The sequence below is a fragment of the Faecalitalea cylindroides genome, assembly GCF_028321995.1.
Taxonomy (GTDB): Bacteria; Bacillota_I; Bacilli_A; order Erysipelotrichales; family Erysipelotrichaceae; genus Faecalitalea; species Faecalitalea cylindroides.
The window spans coordinates 1-19,210 of the sequence record NZ_JAQLXG010000020.1 but is presented as its reverse complement, the minus strand read 5'-3'; the positions used below and the strand labels follow the sequence as shown (position 1 = coordinate 19,210).

Annotated in this window: 22 protein-coding genes; 15 read left to right on the top strand and 7 right to left on the bottom strand. The window is 35.1% G+C overall.

Features of this window, described 5'->3' with window-relative positions:
• Positions 1-345 precede the first annotated feature (345 nt).
• Complete coding sequence (gene glgB / locus PND65_RS09135; protein ID WP_087158044.1) at positions 346-2,175, top strand: 1,4-alpha-glucan branching protein GlgB; 1,830 nt, start codon at positions 346-348, stop codon at positions 2,173-2,175.
• Positions 2,176-2,222: 47 nt separating this feature from the next.
• On the top strand, positions 2,223-3,170 hold the full coding sequence (locus tag PND65_RS09130; protein ID WP_271991707.1) for a Gfo/Idh/MocA family protein: 948 nt from the start codon (positions 2,223-2,225) through the stop codon (positions 3,168-3,170).
• On the opposite strand, the gene PND65_RS09125 is transcribed toward PND65_RS09130, so the two are convergent.
• Positions 3,154-3,921 (bottom strand): DeoR/GlpR family DNA-binding transcription regulator, encoded by a 768-nt coding sequence (locus tag PND65_RS09125; protein WP_271991710.1) that lies wholly within the window; start codon positions 3,919-3,921, stop codon positions 3,154-3,156. The genes PND65_RS09130 and PND65_RS09125 overlap by 17 nt on opposite strands.
• Positions 3,922-4,078: 157 nt before the next feature.
• Between PND65_RS09125 and hxlA the strand changes: the two genes are divergently transcribed.
• From hxlA to PND65_RS09110, 3 genes are read left to right on the top strand one after another with little or no spacing between them, the layout of a single operon-like run.
• On the top strand, positions 4,079-4,705 hold the full coding sequence (hxlA, locus tag PND65_RS09120) for a 3-hexulose-6-phosphate synthase (protein WP_087320576.1): 627 nt from the start codon (positions 4,079-4,081) through the stop codon (positions 4,703-4,705).
• Positions 4,706-4,714: 9 nt separating this feature from the next.
• Positions 4,715-5,275, top strand: a complete 561-nt coding sequence (hxlB, locus tag PND65_RS09115) for a 6-phospho-3-hexuloisomerase (RefSeq protein ID WP_022355334.1) — start codon at positions 4,715-4,717, stop codon at positions 5,273-5,275.
• Positions 5,276-5,278: 3 nt separating this feature from the next.
• Positions 5,279-5,632: a cupin domain-containing protein gene (locus PND65_RS09110; protein WP_022355333.1), complete on the top strand. Its 354-nt coding sequence runs from the start codon at positions 5,279-5,281 to the stop codon at positions 5,630-5,632.
• 98 nt (positions 5,633-5,730) lie between these two features.
• Here the strand turns inward: PND65_RS09110 and PND65_RS09105 are convergent, their stop codons facing one another.
• From PND65_RS09105 to PND65_RS09095, 3 genes are all read right to left on the bottom strand, one after another.
• Positions 5,731-6,168, bottom strand: a complete 438-nt coding sequence (locus PND65_RS09105) for a DUF1648 domain-containing protein (protein ID WP_271991713.1) — start codon at positions 6,166-6,168, stop codon at positions 5,731-5,733.
• A 14-nt stretch (positions 6,169-6,182) separates the two neighbouring features.
• The gene (locus PND65_RS09100; RefSeq protein ID WP_271991716.1) at positions 6,183-6,722 is read right to left on the bottom strand and encodes a DUF1697 domain-containing protein; all 540 of its coding nucleotides are present in this window, start codon (positions 6,720-6,722) and stop codon (positions 6,183-6,185) included.
• Positions 6,723-6,809: 87 nt separating this feature from the next.
• Positions 6,810-6,992 carry a hypothetical protein gene (locus PND65_RS09095; RefSeq protein WP_195191278.1) on the bottom strand — a complete coding sequence of 61 codons (183 nt, stop codon included), beginning with the start codon at positions 6,990-6,992 and terminating at the stop codon, positions 6,810-6,812.
• A 143-nt stretch (positions 6,993-7,135) separates the two neighbouring features.
• On the opposite strand from PND65_RS09095, the gene PND65_RS09090 reads away from it, so the two are divergent.
• The 5 genes from PND65_RS09090 to PND65_RS09070 all read left to right on the top strand — a co-directional run bounded on the left by PND65_RS09090 (position 7,136) and on the right by PND65_RS09070 (position 11,755).
• On the top strand, positions 7,136-7,951 hold the full coding sequence (locus PND65_RS09090) for a transketolase (RefSeq protein ID WP_015535691.1): 816 nt from the start codon (positions 7,136-7,138) through the stop codon (positions 7,949-7,951).
• Positions 7,952-7,953: 2 nt separating this feature from the next.
• The gene (locus tag PND65_RS09085; protein WP_087320557.1) at positions 7,954-8,874 is read left to right on the top strand and encodes a transketolase family protein; all 921 of its coding nucleotides are present in this window, start codon (positions 7,954-7,956) and stop codon (positions 8,872-8,874) included.
• Positions 8,871-9,461, top strand: coding sequence for a class I SAM-dependent methyltransferase (locus PND65_RS09080; protein WP_035400269.1), 591 nt, complete (start codon positions 8,871-8,873; stop codon positions 9,459-9,461). The genes PND65_RS09085 and PND65_RS09080 overlap by 4 nt, the downstream gene beginning before the upstream one ends.
• 160 nt (positions 9,462-9,621) lie before the next feature.
• Entirely contained in the window at positions 9,622-10,527 is a 906-nt protein-coding gene (locus PND65_RS09075; protein WP_271991718.1) for an AEC family transporter, read from the top strand.
• Positions 10,528-10,591: 64 nt separating this feature from the next.
• Complete coding sequence (locus tag PND65_RS09070; RefSeq protein WP_087320548.1) at positions 10,592-11,755, top strand: cation diffusion facilitator family transporter; 1,164 nt, start codon at positions 10,592-10,594, stop codon at positions 11,753-11,755.
• Here PND65_RS09070 and PND65_RS09065 read toward each other — a convergent pair.
• Positions 11,752-12,507: a DeoR/GlpR family DNA-binding transcription regulator gene (locus PND65_RS09065; RefSeq protein ID WP_015535687.1), complete on the bottom strand. Its 756-nt coding sequence runs from the start codon at positions 12,505-12,507 to the stop codon at positions 11,752-11,754. The two genes, PND65_RS09070 and PND65_RS09065, sit on opposite strands and share 4 nt — an antisense overlap.
• A gap of 150 nt (positions 12,508-12,657) precedes the next feature.
• Here PND65_RS09065 and PND65_RS09060 point away from each other — a divergent pair, with 150 nt between their 5' ends.
• Positions 12,658-12,939 (top strand): hypothetical protein, encoded by a 282-nt coding sequence (locus tag PND65_RS09060; RefSeq protein WP_087158035.1) that lies wholly within the window; start codon positions 12,658-12,660, stop codon positions 12,937-12,939.
• Positions 12,940-12,944: 5 nt separating this feature from the next.
• Here the strand turns inward: PND65_RS09060 and PND65_RS09055 are convergent, their stop codons facing one another.
• Together PND65_RS09055 and PND65_RS09050 are read right to left on the bottom strand one after the other, a co-directional pair.
• Entirely contained in the window at positions 12,945-13,706 is a 762-nt protein-coding gene (locus PND65_RS09055; RefSeq protein WP_271991721.1) for a polyphenol oxidase family protein, read from the bottom strand.
• A 19-nt stretch (positions 13,707-13,725) separates the two neighbouring features.
• Positions 13,726-14,379 carry an HAD family hydrolase gene (locus PND65_RS09050; RefSeq protein WP_271991723.1) on the bottom strand — a complete coding sequence of 218 codons (654 nt, stop codon included), beginning with the start codon at positions 14,377-14,379 and terminating at the stop codon, positions 13,726-13,728.
• 138 nt (positions 14,380-14,517) lie between these two features.
• Between PND65_RS09050 and hrcA the strand changes: the two genes are divergently transcribed.
• Genes hrcA through dnaJ form a run of 4 tightly spaced genes read left to right on the top strand, consistent with a single transcriptional unit; the run spans position 14,518 to position 19,131 of the window.
• Complete coding sequence (gene hrcA / locus PND65_RS09045) at positions 14,518-15,561, top strand: heat-inducible transcriptional repressor HrcA (RefSeq protein ID WP_271991725.1); 1,044 nt, start codon at positions 14,518-14,520, stop codon at positions 15,559-15,561.
• Positions 15,554-16,129: a nucleotide exchange factor GrpE gene (gene grpE, locus PND65_RS09040; RefSeq protein ID WP_022355322.1), complete on the top strand. Its 576-nt coding sequence runs from the start codon at positions 15,554-15,556 to the stop codon at positions 16,127-16,129. Before hrcA ends, grpE begins: the two co-directional genes overlap by 8 nt.
• Before the next feature lie 14 nt (positions 16,130-16,143).
• Positions 16,144-17,955 (top strand): molecular chaperone DnaK, encoded by a 1,812-nt coding sequence (dnaK, locus tag PND65_RS09035; RefSeq protein WP_195295073.1) that lies wholly within the window; start codon positions 16,144-16,146, stop codon positions 17,953-17,955.
• A 57-nt stretch (positions 17,956-18,012) separates the two neighbouring features.
• On the top strand, positions 18,013-19,131 hold the full coding sequence (gene dnaJ / locus PND65_RS09030) for a molecular chaperone DnaJ (protein ID WP_271991727.1): 1,119 nt from the start codon (positions 18,013-18,015) through the stop codon (positions 19,129-19,131).
• Positions 19,132-19,210 lie beyond the last annotated feature (79 nt).

Genomic DNA, 19,210 nt, shown 5'->3' with positions numbered 1-19,210 from the left:
TTGATCTGTTCATCTACATTATACAATTCTATATTAACCAGAATACTTTTCTTCCTGGTTTCATAATACGAAAAGAGGTCGTTTAAAAGACCCCAAAAATCGACCCCAAGATTGACCCTAAAATTGACCCCAAAAATTTTGACCCCAAAAGAAATTGAATACCCCTCTAAATTAAAGAGTTCCTTTTTTGTTGGAATACAACAATTTTTGATGAGAGCATTTAAGATATATATATATTAAAAAGACCATAAATGTATTTTTATTTGTATAGCGTTTTCATTTTTGTTCTTTCATACTATTCGTTTATGTTGTAAAATAAAGAGGTAGTTAAAGGAGGTTCTAGATATGAACCATAATAAGACAAAAGCCTTTTTTGAAGGGAATGAAATCAAGGCATATAACATTTTTGGAGCGCATGTTAAACCAAAATCAGTAGAGTTTAATGTTTATGCGCCAAATGCAGAAGGTATTTCTGTAATAGGATCTTTTAATAATTGGGATGACAAAAAGAATGTCATGAAAAAAGATGATCAAGGAATTTGGAGCTGTACGATCCGCAACGCCAAAGAAGGAGACACATATCGTTATCGTGTTATTCGAAAAGGAGGAGAAGTTGTCGATAAATCCGATCCATACGCCTTCTATAGTGAACTTCGCCCACAAAACGCAAGTATCATATCTTCATTAAAATTTGATAAGTGGGAAGATAAAGAATGGATGGAAAAGCGTAATAAAGGATTTGATTCTCCAGTCAATATTTATGAGATGCATGTAGGATCATGGAAAAAAGAAGGGGAAGATTTCGTACATTATAATGAAATTCAAGATGAATTGATTGAACACTGTAAGAAACATCATTTTACCCATGTAGAAGTCATGCCTTTAAGTGAGTATCCATTTGATGGATCATGGGGATATCAGAGTACTGGATATTTCTCAAGTACCTCTCGTTATGGAACAAATATAGAATTGATGCATTTTGTCAATGCTCTTCACAAGGCAGGTATTGGAATCATCATGGACTTTGTTCCTGTGCATTTTGTACGTGATGATTTTGCGTTAAGACTATTTGATGGAACACCATTATATGAATATCCAAATGAAAGAGATGCAAATTCTCAATGGGATACATTAAACTTTGATTTGTGGAAAGAAGAAGTTCGTTCGTTCTTGATGTCAGCTGCCAATTTCTGGTTGGATGTTTACCATGTAGATGGGTTACGAATGGATGCAATTTCCAATGCGATTTTCTGGCATGGAAACAAAAATAATGGTGTAAATGAGGGTGCCTGCAACTTCATGAAACGAATGAATTATTTATTGAATAAAGAATATGATGGAAAGATCATGTTGATCGCAGAAGATTCGACGGATTTCCCAAATGTCACAAAATCAAGCTTAGATGGTGGTTTAGGATTTGACTATAAATGGGATCTTGGCTGGATGAATGATACTTTATCTTACTTGAAAAAAGATCCAATTTATCGTCAGTGGCATCATAATGATGTTACATTCTCTATGGCTTATTTCTATTCCGAAAAATTTATCCTTCCACTAAGCCATGATGAAGTCGTTCACGGTAAAGCAACGATCGTTGATAAGATGTGGGGAAGTTATGAAGACAAGTTTGCTCAAGCACGTGCTTTATACACATATATGTATGCACATCCAGGTAAGAAATTAAATTTCATGGGGAATGAAATCGGACAGCTTCGTGAGTGGGATGAAATGAAGAGTTGTGACTGGTTCTTGCGTGAATATCCTATGCATGATGCATTTGAAAAATTCTTCAGTGATCTAACAGGTATTTATGCCGATAATGATGCATTCTATAAAGATGATTATAGTTGGACAAGTTTCCAATGGATCGATGCGGACAATGCATCTCAAAATACATTCTCTTTTGTTCGTAAGGGAACTAAGAAAGACTTTGTAATCATTATCAACTTCTCTACAAACGGTTATGATCATCAACAGTTTGGTGTTCCAGTAAAAGGTGTCTATAAAGAAATTTTGAATACCCAATGGGATAAATACAATGGAACATGGGTAAATGCCAAACCTCAATCTTGTCATTCGATTCGAATCAAGAGACATAATATGCCATTTATGATCGAAGTAAATGTTCCTGCTTTAGGAGCAACGATCTTCGAAGTAGAAAAAGAAGAAGAGTAGTATTTAGGGTATACATGTGTATGCCCTTTTTTAAAGGAGGTTTACATATGATAAATATGGTAGTATATGGTCTTGGTAAAATATCAAGGCGAGTTTGTAATGGATGTTTAGGTGCTAAGCATATGAACTTATATGGCTTTGTGAGTAGAGATCTTAATAAGGCAACAACATATAAAGAAGAGTATCATGCTAAAAAGGCATATGCATCTATCAAAGATGTTTATGAGGATGAAAATGTGGATGTAATTTATTTATGTACACCTAACTATCTTCATTATGAACAAATTAAAGAGGCTTTAGAAAATAAAAAAAGCGTGATTTGTGAAAAACCAATGGTTTTAGAAAGTTTTCAACTGGACAAATTGTTTGAGCTTGCTAAAAGAAATAAAGTATTTTTGATGGAAGCCCATAAGACGGCTTTTAATCCGTTATTAGTCAAAGTAAAAGAAATGATCCAAGAAGGGGCAATAGGAGATATTTATTACATTGATGCAGAATATAGTCATAATATTTTGAATGATGATCCCAATTTTGAACAATGGGTCTTTGGTCAAAGTGGAGGAGCAAGCCGAGATATTGGTGTGTATCCTGCATGTTTTTCAAATTATTTTGCCCAAAGTGACATCGTGTCTCATTATATCGTGAAATCCGGATATAAAGATCTTCCATGTGATTTCTTTTTTCAATCGCTTTTAGAATATGAAAACGGAATAAAAGCCAGCATAAAAAGCAGCTGGCTATATGATAAAGATCATAAGGGAACGGGATATATTTATGGAACCAAAGGATATTTTAAGATACCTGCTTACTGGAAAGAAAAAGAAGCATTTCTGATTCAAGGAGATAAAACGACAAAAATTATGGTCGACTTTTATAGTGATTTTACTTCAGAAATAGAACATGCCGCAAAGTGTATTGAATCAAATTGTATTGAAAGCAATATCATGTCTTTGCATGCTTCTAAGGAAATTTTGAAGGCTATTGGTCAGCATTAACGTATATTACTTCTTTTACATCTTTAACAAGTTCTTTTTCTTTGTTTGAAACCGGATTTGTAATCAAAACATCATAATCTTTAAAACTGGCAAATGTATATGTGCCGGTTTTTTCAAATTTAGAAGCATCACAAAGCAGAATCTTTTGGGATGCTTTTTTAATGACATGCTGTTTGATCAAGACTTCTTCAAAAGAGAATGTTGTTGGACCATCAGTATTTAGAAATCCATCGCATCCCATAAAAGCTGTATCAATTTGGATCGCATCAATATTATTAACGGTAAATGCCCCTACAAAGGCTTTTCCTTTCTTTTGAAGTCTTCCTCCTGTAAAGATCAAATCATGTTTCATATCCGAAACAAGTTGGGCAATGGCCAGTGAATTGGTAACGATGGTCAATCCTTTCTTTAAAGGAAGATATTTAGCTAAAGCTAGTGTAGTGCTTCCTGGATCAAGAAAAATCATAGAATTGTCTTTGATATATTCCAGGGCTTTTTTCGCTATTGCTTGTTTAGCTAAAGCGTGTTCTGTAATCTTCACATTTAAAGGTAACTGAAAATAATCATTCATGATTTCTGCGTATCCATGTTTCTTTAGGATAAGGCCTTGTTGTTCTAAAATATCAAGATCTTTTCGGATCGTTTCAGAACTGACATGGAAGTTTTTGCTTAATTCACTGACGTAGATTCTACCTTTTGATAATATGGCTTGATAAATATTGTTCTGTCTTGATAGTGATGATTTTGACATAATGCCTCCTTGGTAAAAAGTTGGAAATTTATTTCAAATATTGGTAAATATTTTGTATTTCCAATATTATATTGTTTTTCTTTGTGAAATACCAATAAATTCGTTGTTTTTAAATTTAAAATTTACTATTCTATGAATATCAGATAGGAGGATCAATATGAAATTACAGGCTGCACTAGATACATTAACTTTAGATGAGTGTCTAGAATTATTGGAAGAAACAAAAGGGTATATTGATATTGCCGAAGTGGGAACACCATTTATTATTGAAGAGGGCATGGTTCCAGTTCGAGCTATTAAAGAAAAATTTGATAATATTGAAGTTTTAGCAGATGCCAAGATCATGGATGCCGGTGAATTTGAGGCGGATAAGTGTTTTGAAGCTGGAGCGGATATCGTAACTGTTTTAGGTGTCAGTAACGATGAAACAATTGAAGGTTGTGTACGTTCTGCTAAGAAATATGGTAAAAAGATCATGGTGGACATGATAGCGGTAAAAGATCTAGAACAAAGAACAATCGAAATTGATAATATGGGTGTGGATTATATCTGTGTTCATACTGCATTTGATGTGCAGGCAAGCGGAAAAGATCCATTAGAAGAACTAAAGGTTGTAAATAAAGTAATCAAAAATGCGAAAAGCGCTGTAGCCGGAGGCGTGAAACTATCAACGATTGATGACATTGTTAATGAAGGAGCTGAAATCATCGTAGTAGGTGGTGCCATCTGCAATGCTAAAGATAGAGCTGCAACATCAAAAGAAATGAAATCTCATTTAAAATAGGAGGATAGTATGAATAATCAGGAATACGCAAAAAAAGTAATCGACGAATTAACACATACATTGACTAAAATTGATACAGAAGACGCAGAAAAATTCGTTGAACTGGTGGATGAAGCGAATGAAGTATTCTGTGCAGGAGCTGGAAGAAGTGGATTTCAAATCAAAGGTTTCGCAATGCGCTTGATGCACATGGGCAAAGCCAGTTATGTTGTTGGTGAAACATGCACGCCAAATATTAAAGAAGATGGTCTTTTGGTTGTGTGCAGTGGATCAGGAGAAACAAAGAGTTTGGTAAATCATGCGACAAAAGCCAAAGAAGTTGGAGCTAAAGTGGCTTTGATTACCATTAATCCAGAATCTACGATTGCGAAAATGGCAGACGTGGTTGTCGAAATCAGTGCACCAAGTCCTAAGAGTGCCAAACAAGGTGATGTTGTGTCTATTCAGCCTATGGGTTCTTTGTTTGAACAATCAGAAGGAATTTTTATGGATATTTCAATTATGATGTTAATGGAAAGAAAGGGCTTGGACTCCGATACGATGTTTGGACGTCATGCCAATATGGAGTAGTTTATGAAAGTAGAATTAAATAAGTATGTAGAAAAACCATGGGGCTATGAGAAATGGATTGCCATTACAGATAACTACGCCTTAAAAGAAATATTCTTTAAAAAAGGACAGAGATGCTCTTTTCAATATCATCATAAAAAAGAAGAACATATCTATATCTTAAGCGGAAAATTAGAAGTGTTGGAAGATAATGAAAACAGAGAACTGGAAACGCATGTTTATGGTCCAGGGGATATTATTCATAATCCGCCAACATATCGTCATAGAAACACCGCTTTAGAAGATACAACGATCATCGAAGTGAGTACGCCTCATCTAGATGATGTAGTACGTATTGAAGACGATTATAATCGATAAAACAAAACCAAGATGAAAATTCAATCATCTTGGTTTTGTTAATTCTTGATAAAAGTATAGATTTTAACTCTTTAATAAACGCAAAAACACTTTTCGCGTTAACAAGTTTCGAATTTAAAGAAAGTAAAACAAATAATTAATATCACGAGAACTAGTGGGCCAAAAGTGAGCCAAAAAGAGATATTTGATGATGTAGCCATATGGTAAATCAACATCGAAAAAGAAAAGTTTGATACAAAAATGAAAGATTCAGCGATAAAAGAAATATATTGTTTAAATGATTTCTTTGTATCGGAAGAATTAATAGCGAGTTTTACGATCCATTGAATGCCTTTTAAAAGAAGATAAATAACAAGCTCAATAATAAAGAATCCAATCAAGCTGTTTTTTTGTCCATAATTATCCATTGTCCCATATAAATCATAATGAGTAGGAATCTGCATTGGGATTTGATTCCATTGTACTATAAGGAATATAAGCGTAAGGATCAAAAAAAGAATGTTAATGATTTTTAGTATTTTAGAAGTTGTTTTCATATTTACCTTCGATTCTATAAATTTATTATCTTTTTGACTGTATTGGCTGTTCGAATTGTTAACTGTGTACTGATAGTAGAGCTGGCTGTTTTTGCCCACCAATATGTTTTCTGGTAGTTTTTACGATCAAAAGACCAGAAGATAAAGTTTTCTACATTTTCTATTCTTTCGTATTGATCATTAGGTCTTCCTAAATTATCATATACATCTTTAAATGTGGCAGGAGGAAGGATAAAAATAAGATTATCATAAATGTCTTTGTTTTTTGAATCCCACCAACTCGGTTCTTTTTGAAGAGCGTTTTGTAACGATTTTTGAGAAATAACCAGGACAGGAATATTTAGATCAAATGTTTTTTTGATCATAGATTCAATAGAGGATGTGATACCTGAGATATTTGTTTCTGAAGTAGAAAAAATGACATTTCCACTGTTAAGATATGTTTTGACTTCATGGAAAGGGAGTTCTTCAAAACATTCTTTTAATTTTTGCATAGATATTTTGTTTTTCCCACTAATATTGATTCCCCGTAATAAAGCAATATATCGAACCATAGAAAAATCCTTTCAAAGTTTATACTTTATGAGCAATAATAACGGTATAGCTACGAGAGTTGATTGACATTTTTGATCAATGAATTGTTAGAGATTGGAGTCATCATCATTTTCGTTATTCTTTTGTTTAGAAGATGTTCCAAAGCATAAGAATACCGATCCTAAGCACAGCCAGACAGCACCAGTTGTTGTATCAGAATTAAAAAAATTAATGATTGCAACGATATAGAACAAGACACAAGTTAAATAATATAGTGATTTATTACCCATATTTTCACCTCTTTTTTCTAAATAAGTTATCATCATTATAAAACATGTTATTTATAATGTGAACAAAGACCTAAAAAAGAGCAAGTTCTTGTACAACGTAAGAAAAAATTTGTTATAATGGATAAGCGAAAAGGAGATCGAGAATGAAAAACATTGAGCTGGAAAAACATGCGAACAGCATTCGTAAGAGTATTGTAACAGAAGTTTTTTATGCACAAAGCGGACACCCAGGAGGAAGTTTGGGCGCAGCAGATATCATTACGAGCCTATATTTCGAGGAATTGGATATCAATGAAGATAATCTAAATTCAATTGATCGTGATCGATTTGTATTAAGCAAAGGACATGCGAGTCCTGCTTTATATGCTGCATTTGCGGAAAAAGGTTGGATCGAAAAGGAGGAACTGAAGACATTCCGTCATTTAGGTTCTAGACTTCAAGGACATCCAAGTATGCGTGCACTTCCAGGGGTTGATATGTCCACAGGATCTTTAGGTCAGGGAATCTCTTGTGCTGTAGGCATGGCTCTTGCTAATAAATTAGATAAAAATGACCACCGTATCTATACATTATGTGGAGATGGGGAATGTCAGGAAGGTCAAGTTTGGGAAGCGATTATGGCAGCTGCTCATCATAAACTTGACAACTTATGCATTATCATCGATAACAACAACTTACAGATTGATGGTAAAGTGGAAGATGTTATGAGTATTTATCCTTTAAATGAGAAAATGAAGGCATTCAATTGTCATGTAATCGAAATTGATGGTCATGATTTTGACCAGATTCGAGCTGCATTTAAAGAAGCTAGAGAAACAAAAGGACAACCAACTGTGATCATTGCAAAAACGATCAAAGGAAAAGGTGTATCCTTCATGGAAAATCAGGCTGGATGGCATGGTGTTGCCCCTAATGAAGAACAGTATCATGCAGCAATCAAAGAATTGGAGGCTTGTTAATTATGGCTAGTATCGCAACTCGTATCGCATATGGAGATGCGTTAAAAGAACTATTACAGGAAGATGAAAATATCGTTGTACTTGATGCAGACTTAGCAGGAAGTACAAAGAGTGGTGAAGCTAAAAAGGTAGACCCATCTCGTCATTTTGATATGGGAATCGCAGAAGGGAATATGATGTCTGTTGCCGCAGGTTTGGCTGCAAGTGGAAAAATTGCATTTGCCTCTACATTTGCAATGTTTGCAACTGGACGTGGATTTGAACAAATTCGTAACAGTATTGGTTATCCTAGATTAAATGTTAAAATTTGTGCATCTCATGCAGGCATTAGTGTTGGTGAAGATGGTGCAAGTCACCAATGTATTGAAGATATTAACTTAATGCGTGGTATTCCTGGTATGACAGTTGTCGTTCCTTGTGATTATAATGAGGCAAAACAGGCCGTTCGTTCTATTGCCTACCATGATGGTCCATGTTATGTAAGACTTGGAAGAAGTGGTGTTGAAGAAGTAACTCCTGAGGGATATCATTTCGAATTAGGAAAAGGTGTCGTATTAAAAGAAGGAACTAAAGTTGCTTTGGTGGCTACAGGAAGCATGGTTCAGGAATCTTTAAAGGCAAGTGAACTTTTAGATTTTGAACCAACTGTTGTAAATATTCATACGATCAAACCAATCGATAAAGAATTGATCGTAGAATTGGCAAACAGTCATGATTTGATCGTTACTTGTGAAGAACATTCTATTATTGGTGGATTAGGAAGTGCTGTTGCCGAAGTAATGGCTGAAGCTGGATGCCCATGCAAATTGGCTCGTGTTGGAGTTCAAGATGTTTTTGGTGAAAGCGGAAAGCCAAAAGAATTGTTTGAAGCATACGGTTTAGACCCACAGTCTATCGTAAATGTAGTTAAGAATAATCTATGAGTCACTATTTTATAAACGATGAGAAAGTAAAAGATCAGCCTTTTACTTTCTCTTTTCAAATAAAAGAAAAGAAATTTGAATTTGAATCGAATCAAGGCGTTTTTTCAAAAGATAAGCTGGATGAAGGAACAAAGATCTTATTAAATACTGTATTAGAATATGAATCCAACCCTGAAACAGTATTAGATTTAGGATGTGGTATCGGTGTTATTGGAATTGTACTTTCCTCTTTTTGGAAAACAAACATGACAATGATCGATATCAATGCAAGAGCATGTGAACTTGCAAAAAAGAATCTTGAAAGACATTCGATTCAGGCCACTTTGAAAAATGATGATGGAATCAAAGAGGGCAATTTTGAGTGTATCCTCTTAAATCCGCCAATACGCACGGGAAAGAAAGTGATTTATTCCTTGTTTGATCAATGTTTAGAACATTTAAATGAGGATGGAAGATTATGGATCGTCATGCGCAAACAACATGGAGCGCAAAGTGCCGTTAATTATTTTGAAGAAAAACAGGCAAATGTAGAAAGGGTTGCCCGTGATAAAGGTTATTGGATCATGAAAATAACGAAGACACGCTAGTGTCTTTTTATTTGTCAATTTTTTAATAATATAAGTTTATTGTTTGAGTTGTATATATTTTGTTATTCTCCTGCTTAGATTAAGATTTTTGAAAAGGTCATACATTTTATTATTTTATTCACTTGGACAAAAGAGTAGAATAAGTTCAAAAGGAGATCACATGATAAATTTACAGATTGAAATTTTTTTACTGATCGTTGTTGGGCTTATTTTGTCTAAGACTGGATTGATGAGCTCTTCAACAAGAAAACAATTAACTAAAATCGTATTGACGATCGTTTTGCCTTGTTCTATCATACAATCTTTTGAAATTGATGTAGATCATGATTTGATTGTGTCCTGTATCATGGTGTTTTTGGTATCTGTTATGACACAATTTATATATTGGCTCTTTAACTGTTTTCTTTGGAAGAATCAATCACTGGCGCGAAGAATCAATTTGCAGTATGGCACAATGGTCTCTAATGCAGGATTTATGGGGATGCCATTAGCACAGGGTGTATTTGGAGATATCGGTTTGTTATATGCATCAATTTTTTTGATTCCACAAAGAGTATGTATGTGGTCTTATGGTTTATCTTTATATACGACAAGTCGTAAACAAGATTTGATCAAAAATGTCTTATTTCATCCTTGTATTATTGCCATTTTTATAGGTGTACTTTTGATGATAGGTCGTATGTTTGGATTCGTATTACCGGAAGCATTGGATGATACGATTGGAGCTATTGCCAGCTGTAATACAGCATTAAGCATGATTGCTATTGGAGGTATATTGAGTGATGTTAATGTAGATGATGTGTTTGATAAGACCACGCTATTTTATAGCATGATTCGTCTAATTGTATTACCTTTAGTTTTGTTGGGAATTGTACGTTTTTTGAATATAGATATACTTGTTGCCAATGTATGTGTTCTTTTATCAGGAATGCCAGCTGCAAGTACAACCGCAATGCTTGCTCAAACATATGATAAAGATCCCGTATTTTCATCCAAGCTGGTTTTTGTTTCTACACTGTTTTCGCTATTTACTTTACCGTTATTAAGCATGCTTCTAGGTGGTTGATAGAGTAAGTTTTTACTACCTAGATGCCATTGAGTTAAAAACCCGATAATGTTATACTCTCAATATGATTAATTTAATAGTTAGAAGATTTGTAAAAAATTCGGAAGATACCAAGAATCCAGATGTAAGAAGTGCTGTTGGACGTTTATGCGGATGGATAGGGATCTTGTGTAATGTCTTTTTATTTGGAATTAAGTTTGTAATAGGAATTATCGTGAATTCTGTTTCTATTCAGGCAGACGCTATTAATAACTTGACAGATGCAGGATCCAATATCATCGCTATCTTCTCTTTTTACCTGTCTAATAAGCCAGCTGACAAAGATCATCCTTTTGGACACGAGAGAACAGAAACAATTGCTTCTTTGTTTGTTGGGTTGATGATCGGATTTTTGGGGATCGAAATGGCAAAAGAAAGCTTTGGAAAGATCTTATCTCCAGATACTATTGATTTTAGACTTGTAACAGTATTTATTCTTATTATTTCTATTTTAGTGAAGTTATGGATGTATCTTTATAATAAATCGTTATCAAAAAAATATGAATCAACGATGTTAGAGGCTACGGCTCTAGACTCTATATCAGATGTGATAGGAACAAGTGCGGTCTTAGTATCTACAGTGATTTCTCCGTTTATCGGCTTTAATTTAGATGGATATATGGGTGTAATCGTATCGGCAATCATTTTGTATAATGCTTATGGATTGATCAAAGAAGTCGTAAATTCTCTATTGGGGGAGGCACCAGATAAAACACTTGTAGATGATATTGTTAAAGAAATGATGACAGATAAAAGAGTTTTAGGTGTTCATGATTTGATCATTCATAATTATGGGCCTAACAAGTTGTTTGCCAGTGCGCATGTGGAAGTGGATTCAGATTGTGATATCTTTGATGTGCATGATCATATCGATAATGTAGAAAAAGAGATTAAAAGTAAATTTAATGTAGAAATGTCTTTACATATGGATCCTGTGAAAGTAAACGATCCATTAACCGACCAATATAAAGAAAAGCTGGCCTGTGCAATCGAAGAAATTGAACCTTCCTGGCAATTTCATGATTTTAGGATCGTATCCGGGCCAACGCATGTGAATTTAGTTTTTGACTTGGTTATTCCGTATGAGGAAAAACGAAATGAAGATCAAATCAAAGAAGAAATCTTAAATCATCTTTCTTCGGATAGGAAAGTGTATCTTGTGATGACGCTTGATCATCCATTTGCCTAAACTTCAACAACTTCTTTTATATCTTGAACCATTTTACGTTGTTCATCAGTTAGCTTATTTGTGATCAACATATCAAATTCTTTAAACTTACAAAATATATATGGAGCGGATGTATAAAACTTACTGCCATCGCAAACGGCAATAAGTTTTTTTGTTTGGTTCATTACATGACGTTTCAGACTTAATTCGTTAGAATTCATCGTTGTAAATCCATTAGAATCCAAAATTCCATCGGTTCCCATGATCGCAACATCGATATGCAAGTGATCAATAATATTTGCGGCAAAATGACCATATGTTCTAGCTCCAGTATTAAAGAGAAAACCGCCACATACGATCGTATTGATGTTCATTGCGATACAATGCGTTAATAAAGGAATCGAGTTGGTGACAACGGTAATATCCTTTTTCATCTGTAATGCATTAGCACCAAGCAATACTGTGCTTCCAGAATCTAGATAGACGATTTGTCCATCTTTAATTTCCTGAAAGGCTCTAAAAGTTATACGGCGTTTATCTTCTGGATTTTCTCTGTTTCGCATGGTCAAAGGGGTTTCAAACGAAGAGGAAATCACACGTGCATATCCATGCTCTCGCACCAATAAAGATAAGTTTTCCATCTCATTTAAATCATTTCGTAAAGTTTCTGGAGTAACATTTAACTCTTTGGCTAAATCTGAAATCTTGACTTTGGTGCGTTCAAGAAGAATCTTTTGAATGCGAATTTGACGAGCTTCTTTTTTCTTTGTCATAATATCTCCTTTTTTTGAATAAAAAATATTTATATCAATTAATTTCATTATACCAAAAAAATATCTTTTGAATTTATTTAATTTCAAAAATAATATTGTGGTTTATTGATGTTAAAGCGATAATCAAAGTGTCCAAAGGAGGTAAAGGTTATGTGCAATAAAGTTGTCCATTTAGAACCGGAAGAATTTATAAAAATACTTCAAAAAGAACAATTGTCTGTTTATGCCAGAGTTTACGTCCTTGATTCTGGGATTGCCGGTCTAATTTATATGTGTTCGGATTCGCATAATCTTTACTATCTGGACCGTTTTGTTCCGGCACCAAATAAACAGGAAGATTTTGATAAAATCAGCTTCTATGATGTGCATAAAGATTTGTATCGAAAGATAAATCTTGATAACTACTTGCGTGATAAAAATCCGATCAATTGATCGGATTATTTTATATAACCATAAGTGAAATGTTCACCGGTTTTTTTGTCATTTCTAAAGCTGAAACAATCATTCAGCTCTTTTTTTGTGTCGAGTTTTGAAGGATAGATATTATCAATGTTTAATCCATTATTTAATAACATTTGAATATTTAAACCTTGATTATCGATAAATGCCTTTTGATTTGGCATATAACGAATAAAAGGTTCCACATCAAAATTTAGTTGTTTAATTTGATCGATGACTTCCATGCCAACTTCTAAAGAATCAAATAAAATGCTTGGGGAGAAGAAAGCTTTCGTGGTTTTAGGATTAATTATTTTGTTTTGAATGAGTTCTTTGACGCACTTATCTGTAATAGCTTGAACGGTCCCTTTCCAACCAGAGTGTATGCAGCAGATACTAGGCTTTGTTTCATCGACTAAAAAGATACCAACACAATCTGCGGTAAACACACCGATAAGAATGTTTTTTTCGCAAGTATATACTGCATCTACATTCATTATGCTTGTATCTTTATCGAAAGCTCCTTTTTGTTTATCTTTTTGTGTTACTTCATAAATGTTGGCTGTATGTTTTTGCCAAGGCAGTGCCCAATTGGATAAAGGCTGATTTAACTCCTGGCTTAATTGATAACGATTTATCATAACTTTTTCAGGATCTAAACAGACATGAAGAGCCATATTATTATTTTCAGGGACAGATGTATCTTTTAAGGTGGTTGCTCCAAGTACGATAGAATCATTGACATATGTGATTTGTTTCATAATGACCTCTTTTCTATTTCTATAATAAAGTTAGTTTTGTTAGATTGGGTATGATCGTATAAGGCTTTTCAGTGTTTCTTCCTGCCTTTATATGGCTGCGATCGATCCAAATCTTATTCCAGTTCATCTTAGCAGCTGGTACGATATCCCACCAATATCCTTTCGCAATATGAGTGTGATCCTTGTTTATAAGATCAAATTTTATTTCGGCCAATCGAAAGAATTCAAGGTTTGGTTTATAGCATTTGGTTTCATCGCTGGTCAGAACATAATCAAAGATATTATTCATCTTTAGAAGATGGTATTTCATTAAGGAGTTTGTTGTATTGGACATTAAAGCTAATTCATATCCTTTTTCTTTTAATGATGTTAAACAAGGCATGACATCATCAAAAACAGGAAACTCTTGGTGTGCCTTCATGATTGCATCGTAATAATTTGAAAAAAGTGAAGTCTTTAGTTCCATGTCACAATAGCTTAAGACATTTTTGATCAATTGTTCATAGGATATGAATGGTTCTCCATACATTAAACGATCTTCATAGCTTGAAAAAATATGGATTGTTTCTATAGAGGAAAGGTTGTTTGTTTTGGCGATATTTCCAATAAGATCATAAAGACTTGAAGTATCTAATAAAGTTCCATAGCAGTCAAATGTTAATATTTTTTTCATATTCTTATTATAACAATGAAAATATAAATAAAAAACTTAAGAAAGTGCAACTTTCTAGCACTTTAAGCTTGCCACTGCTAAAAAGTGTGGTATACTATTAGCAGACATGGAGTAAGAATGCTAGAAAGGAGTCTTAATATGCCGGAAAGTAAACTAACGCAACGTCAAAAAATTATTTTTAAAACCATCGTTGAGGAGTTTACCAGAGTGGCTGAACCCGTTGGATCAAAGACGCTGATGCAGTTATTAGATTTCCCTGTATCGAGTGCCACGATTCGTAATGAAATGGCAGTCCTTGAAAAAGCGGGATTGTTGGAAAAGATGCACACCTCTAGTGGTCGTATCCCAAGTCAAAAAGGATATCGGTTCTATGTAGAACATTTGATGGAAACACATTTGGATGTCTCAACAAGAAATTCGCTCCAGCAAGTTTTTAGAGAAAGACATTATTCGCTGGATGAAGTGGTTGAGAAAAGTTGCGATATCTTAAGTCATATGACCAATTTGACAAGTATCGTATTAGGCCCAGATGCTAGACATCAAGCTCTACAGCATATTCAGGTGATTCCAATCAATTCAAAGAATGCTGTTGCGATCTTTGTGACTAATCAAGGACATACGGAGAATAAGATGTTCCAGTTTGAACAGGATGTATCGGTTGAAGATATTAAAAACTGTACAGATTTATTAAATGATCAGTTGGTTGGTACACCAATATGTGATGTTGTTGACAAGATGAGTGAGATCGAACCAATGATGGCTGCAAAACTTGTTCGACATGAAGTTTTGTTTGAAGCTTTTGTCACAGCGTTTATGCGCTTTGCGACAGAGAAGGTTGCGGTGTCAGGGCGAGATAACATGCTGGGTCAACCAGAATTCAGCGATATCAATCGTTTAAAAGAACTTATGAAGGTTCTGGATAATGGTAGACTTTTCCATCAATGGACAGACCAGGCGGATAATGTAGCAGTACAAATTGGTACACGAAATGAACTTATCCAGATCGGGGACTGTTCAGTCGTAACGACAAAGTTCCATTACAACAATGAAGAAGAAGGACAACTTATGGTCGTTGGCCCTAATCGAATGCAGTATTCAAAAGTCGTAGCCTTGATGGATTACATGTCAAACGTTATCGAAGATGTTTTTGGTAACGGTAAAGGAGGTAAAGACGGTGAGTAAAAAAGATAAAAAAGATAAAAAAGAAGAAAAGAAGGTAGAGCCTGAAACAAAAGAAGAAGTAAAAGAAGAAGCGACGAAGGAAAAAGTCGAAAAAGAAGAAACAAAAGAACCTACACAGGAAGAAATCATTCAGGGGCTTTTGGTACAACTTGATAAGGCAAAAAATGATGTGGCTAGAGCCTATGCAGATACAGAAAATATGAAGAAACGTCTTCAAAAAGAAGCGGATACCGCAAAGAAATATCGTTTCCAGCAGGCAGGTTTGGAAATTCTTCCAATTCTAGATTCTATGGAATTGGCGTTAAAAGTTGAATCTGAAGATGAAGCTATCAAGAATTATGTCAAAGGTTTTGAAATGATTCATAAACAACTTGTAGGCGTTTTGGAAAATGAAGGTGTAAAGCCAATTGAAGCTTTAAATAAACCTTTTGACCACAATACGATGCAGGCTTTGATGCAGGAAGCAAAAGAAGGCGTCGAACCAGGTATCGTTATTGAGGTCTTACAAAAAGGATATATGTTAAAAGATCGAATCTTAAGACCAGCATTGGTCAAAGTTAGTGAATAAAGGAGGAAAAGAATATGTCTAAAATTATTGGTATTGACTTAGGAACAACAAACAGCTGTGTTGCCGTAATGGAAGGTAAGGATTCAAAAGTAATTCCTAACCCAGAAGGAAACCGTACTACACCAAGTGTGGTTGCATTTAAAAATGGTGAACGTATCATCGGTGATGCGGCAAAACGTCAGGCAGTAACAAATAAAAACACGATTAGTTCTATCAAACGTTTGATGGGAACAAATCAAAAAGTAGAAGCAGAAGGAAAACAGTATACACCACAGGAAATTTCCGCGATGATTCTTCAATATTTGAAATCATATGCAGAAGACTATCTTGGAGAAAAAGTTACAAAAGCTGTTATCACAGTACCTGCTTACTTCAATGATGCTCAGCGTCAGGCTACAAAAGATGCAGGTAAGATCGCTGGTCTTGATGTAGAACGTATCATCAACGAACCAACAGCTGCTGCATTGGCTTATGGTATTGATAAAACAGAAAAAGAACAGAAAGTATTGATCTACGACTTAGGTGGTGGAACATTTGATGTTAGTATCTTGGATCTAGCCGATGGTACATTTGAAGTATTATCTACAAATGGTGATACTCACTTAGGTGGAGATGACTTCGATAATGTATTGGTTGACTGGATGGTTGATACATTCAAGAAAGAAAACGGAATCAACTTAACAGCTGATCCAATGGCTATGCAGCGTTTAAAAGAAGCAGCTGAAAAAGCTAAAAAAGATTTGAGTGGAGTTATGCAGACGCAGATCAGCTTACCATTTATCTCTGCTGGTCCTGCTGGTCCTCTTCACTTCGATACAACATTAACTCGTGCTAAATTTGATGATATGACTCGTTCACTAGTAGAACGTACATTATTGCCAATCGAAAATGCGTTAAGAGATGCTAAATTATCTAAATCTGATATCGATCAAGTATTGTTAGTTGGTGGTTCAACTCGTATCCCTGCTGTTCAGGAAGCTGTTCGTAAGGCATTAGGAAAAGAACCTAGTCACTCAGTTAACCCAGATGAAGCAGTTGCTATGGGTGCTGCAATCCAGGGTGGTGTCATCTCTGGTGATGTAAAAGATGTATTGTTGCTTGATGTTACCCCTCTATCATTAGGTATTGAAACTATGGGTGGTGTCATGACAGTATTGATTCCACGTAATACAACGATCCCAACAAGTAAATCACAGATCTTCTCAACAGCTGCAGATAATCAGCCGGCTGTAGATATCCGTGTATTGCAAGGTGAACGTCCAATGGCAGCTGACAACAAAGAATTAGGTAACTTCCAGTTAACAGGAATTGCACCAGCTCGTCGTGGTGTTCCTCAAATCGAAGTAACATTTGATATTGATGCCAACGGTATCGTACACGTAAGTGCTAAAGATAAAGGCACTGGAAAAGAACAATCTATTACGATCCAAAACTCAAGTGGATTGAGTGAGGAAGAAATTGATCGTATGGTTCGTGAAGCTGAAGATCATAAAGCTGAAGATGAAAAACGTAAAGAAGAAATTGATTTACGTAACAAAGCTGAAGGTTTCATTTCTCAAATCGATGCAATGTTAGAAGATAACAAAGATAAAATTGATCCAAAACAAGCTGAAGAAACTAAGAAATTAAGAGATGACCTTCAAAAAGCCCTTGACGAAAATAACATGGATGAGGTTAAATCTAAACTTGACATGTTAGAAAAAGCAGCTCAGGCAGCTGGTCAGCAGATGTATCAACAACAAGCTCAGTCACAAGGTGCATCACAAGATAACACAACACATGCAAATGATGATGTAGTTGACGGAGAATTCACTGAAAAACATTAATAAAACAAAGTTCTAGCCCGCGCTAGAACTTTCACATGTGTAGAAGGAGGAAGGATCATGGCCGAAAAAAGAGATTATTATGAGGTCCTGGGAGTTTCTAAAAACGCAACGCCCGATGAAATAAAAAAAGCATATCGAAAACTTGCGATGAAATACCATCCCGATGTCAATAAAGATCCTGGAGCCGAAGATAAATTCAAAGAAATCAATGAGGCTTATGAAGTCTTAAGTGATGAACAAAAGCGCCAGACATATGATCAATTCGGTCATGCCGGAATGGATGGAGCTTTTAACCAAGGTGGATTCCAGGGGGGATTTACCGATTTTGGTGATTTAGGCGATATCTTTGGATCATTCTTTGGTGGAGGATTTGGTTCAGGTTTTGGTGGCTCATCTCGCCGTCAAAGCAATCAGCCACGCCAGGGACAGGATCGTTATATGCAGATGCGCATTGATTTTATGGATGCGATCTTTGGTAAAACAGAAACGATTTCATTAGAAGTCGATGAAACATGTAAACACTGTAATGGAAGTGGAGCAGAAAGTCCAAGTGATATTCAGACATGTCCTACATGTCATGGTTCTGGTTATGTCATGAGCCAGCAGCGAACACCTTTTGGTGTGATCCAACAACAGTCTGTATGTCCAGATTGTCATGGAACCGGTAAGAAAGTATCTCGTTCTTGTCATGTTTGTCATGGAAAAGGATATGAACATAGACGAGTTAAACTGGATATCAAGATTCCTGCAGGTATTCAAACTGGGCAGCAGATTCGTATAGCGCAAAAAGGTGAAAGAGGAACAAATGGTGGACCAAACGGAGATTTATATATCGAAATTATCGTAAATCCACATCCAACATTCAAACGTGAAAACAACGATATTCATATTAAAGTTCCAATCAGTGCAATTGATGCGACGATAGGATGTACAGTTCAAGTACCTACGGTATATGGAGATGTTGATTTGAAAATTCCAGAAGGAACACAGCCAAATACAAAATTCAGATTGAAAGGAAAAGGTGTTAAATCTCGTTCCGGTCAAGGAGATGAATATGTTGAAGTAGCTGTTGAAATTCCAAAGAAACTTTCTCGCAAAGAGCGTGAATTGTATGAACAGTTAAAGAGTGGACAATCTGATTCACCGTTTGAAAGATTTAAAAGAGCATTTAAATAAGAACAAGGGGGTCTAACAGTTAAAAGTTAGATCTAAAAAAGGACTGGAATTCCTTAAATGGAAACTCCAGTCCTTTTTG

Coding starts and splice junctions, on each gene's coding strand:
- glgB (WP_087158044.1), top strand. CDS start 346: ATGAACCATAATAAGACAAAAGCCTTTTTTGAAGGGAATGAAATCAAG.
- PND65_RS09085 (WP_087320557.1), top strand. CDS start 7,954: ATGGCTAGTATCGCAACTCGTATCGCATATGGAGATGCGTTAAAAGAA.
- PND65_RS09110 (WP_022355333.1), top strand. CDS start 5,279: ATGAAAGTAGAATTAAATAAGTATGTAGAAAAACCATGGGGCTATGAG.
- PND65_RS09095 (WP_195191278.1), bottom strand. CDS start 6,992: ATGGGTAATAAATCACTATATTATTTAACTTGTGTCTTGTTCTATATC.
- hxlA (WP_087320576.1), top strand. CDS start 4,079: ATGAAATTACAGGCTGCACTAGATACATTAACTTTAGATGAGTGTCTA.
- PND65_RS09075 (WP_271991718.1), top strand. CDS start 9,622: ATGATAAATTTACAGATTGAAATTTTTTTACTGATCGTTGTTGGGCTT.
- PND65_RS09100 (WP_271991716.1), bottom strand. CDS start 6,722: ATGGTTCGATATATTGCTTTATTACGGGGAATCAATATTAGTGGGAAA.
- PND65_RS09055 (WP_271991721.1), bottom strand. CDS start 13,706: ATGAAACAAATCACATATGTCAATGATTCTATCGTACTTGGAGCAACC.
- PND65_RS09060 (WP_087158035.1), top strand. CDS start 12,658: ATGTGCAATAAAGTTGTCCATTTAGAACCGGAAGAATTTATAAAAATA.
- PND65_RS09125 (WP_271991710.1), bottom strand. CDS start 3,921: ATGTCAAAATCATCACTATCAAGACAGAACAATATTTATCAAGCCATA.
- PND65_RS09130 (WP_271991707.1), top strand. CDS start 2,223: ATGATAAATATGGTAGTATATGGTCTTGGTAAAATATCAAGGCGAGTT.
- hxlB (WP_022355334.1), top strand. CDS start 4,715: ATGAATAATCAGGAATACGCAAAAAAAGTAATCGACGAATTAACACAT.
- dnaJ (WP_271991727.1), top strand. CDS start 18,013: ATGGCCGAAAAAAGAGATTATTATGAGGTCCTGGGAGTTTCTAAAAAC.
- dnaK (WP_195295073.1), top strand. CDS start 16,144: ATGTCTAAAATTATTGGTATTGACTTAGGAACAACAAACAGCTGTGTT.
- hrcA (WP_271991725.1), top strand. CDS start 14,518: ATGCCGGAAAGTAAACTAACGCAACGTCAAAAAATTATTTTTAAAACC.
- PND65_RS09070 (WP_087320548.1), top strand. CDS start 10,592: ATGATTAATTTAATAGTTAGAAGATTTGTAAAAAATTCGGAAGATACC.
- PND65_RS09065 (WP_015535687.1), bottom strand. CDS start 12,507: ATGACAAAGAAAAAAGAAGCTCGTCAAATTCGCATTCAAAAGATTCTT.
- PND65_RS09090 (WP_015535691.1), top strand. CDS start 7,136: ATGAAAAACATTGAGCTGGAAAAACATGCGAACAGCATTCGTAAGAGT.
- PND65_RS09050 (WP_271991723.1), bottom strand. CDS start 14,379: ATGAAAAAAATATTAACATTTGACTGCTATGGAACTTTATTAGATACT.
- PND65_RS09105 (WP_271991713.1), bottom strand. CDS start 6,168: ATGAAAACAACTTCTAAAATACTAAAAATCATTAACATTCTTTTTTTG.
- PND65_RS09080 (WP_035400269.1), top strand. CDS start 8,871: ATGAGTCACTATTTTATAAACGATGAGAAAGTAAAAGATCAGCCTTTT.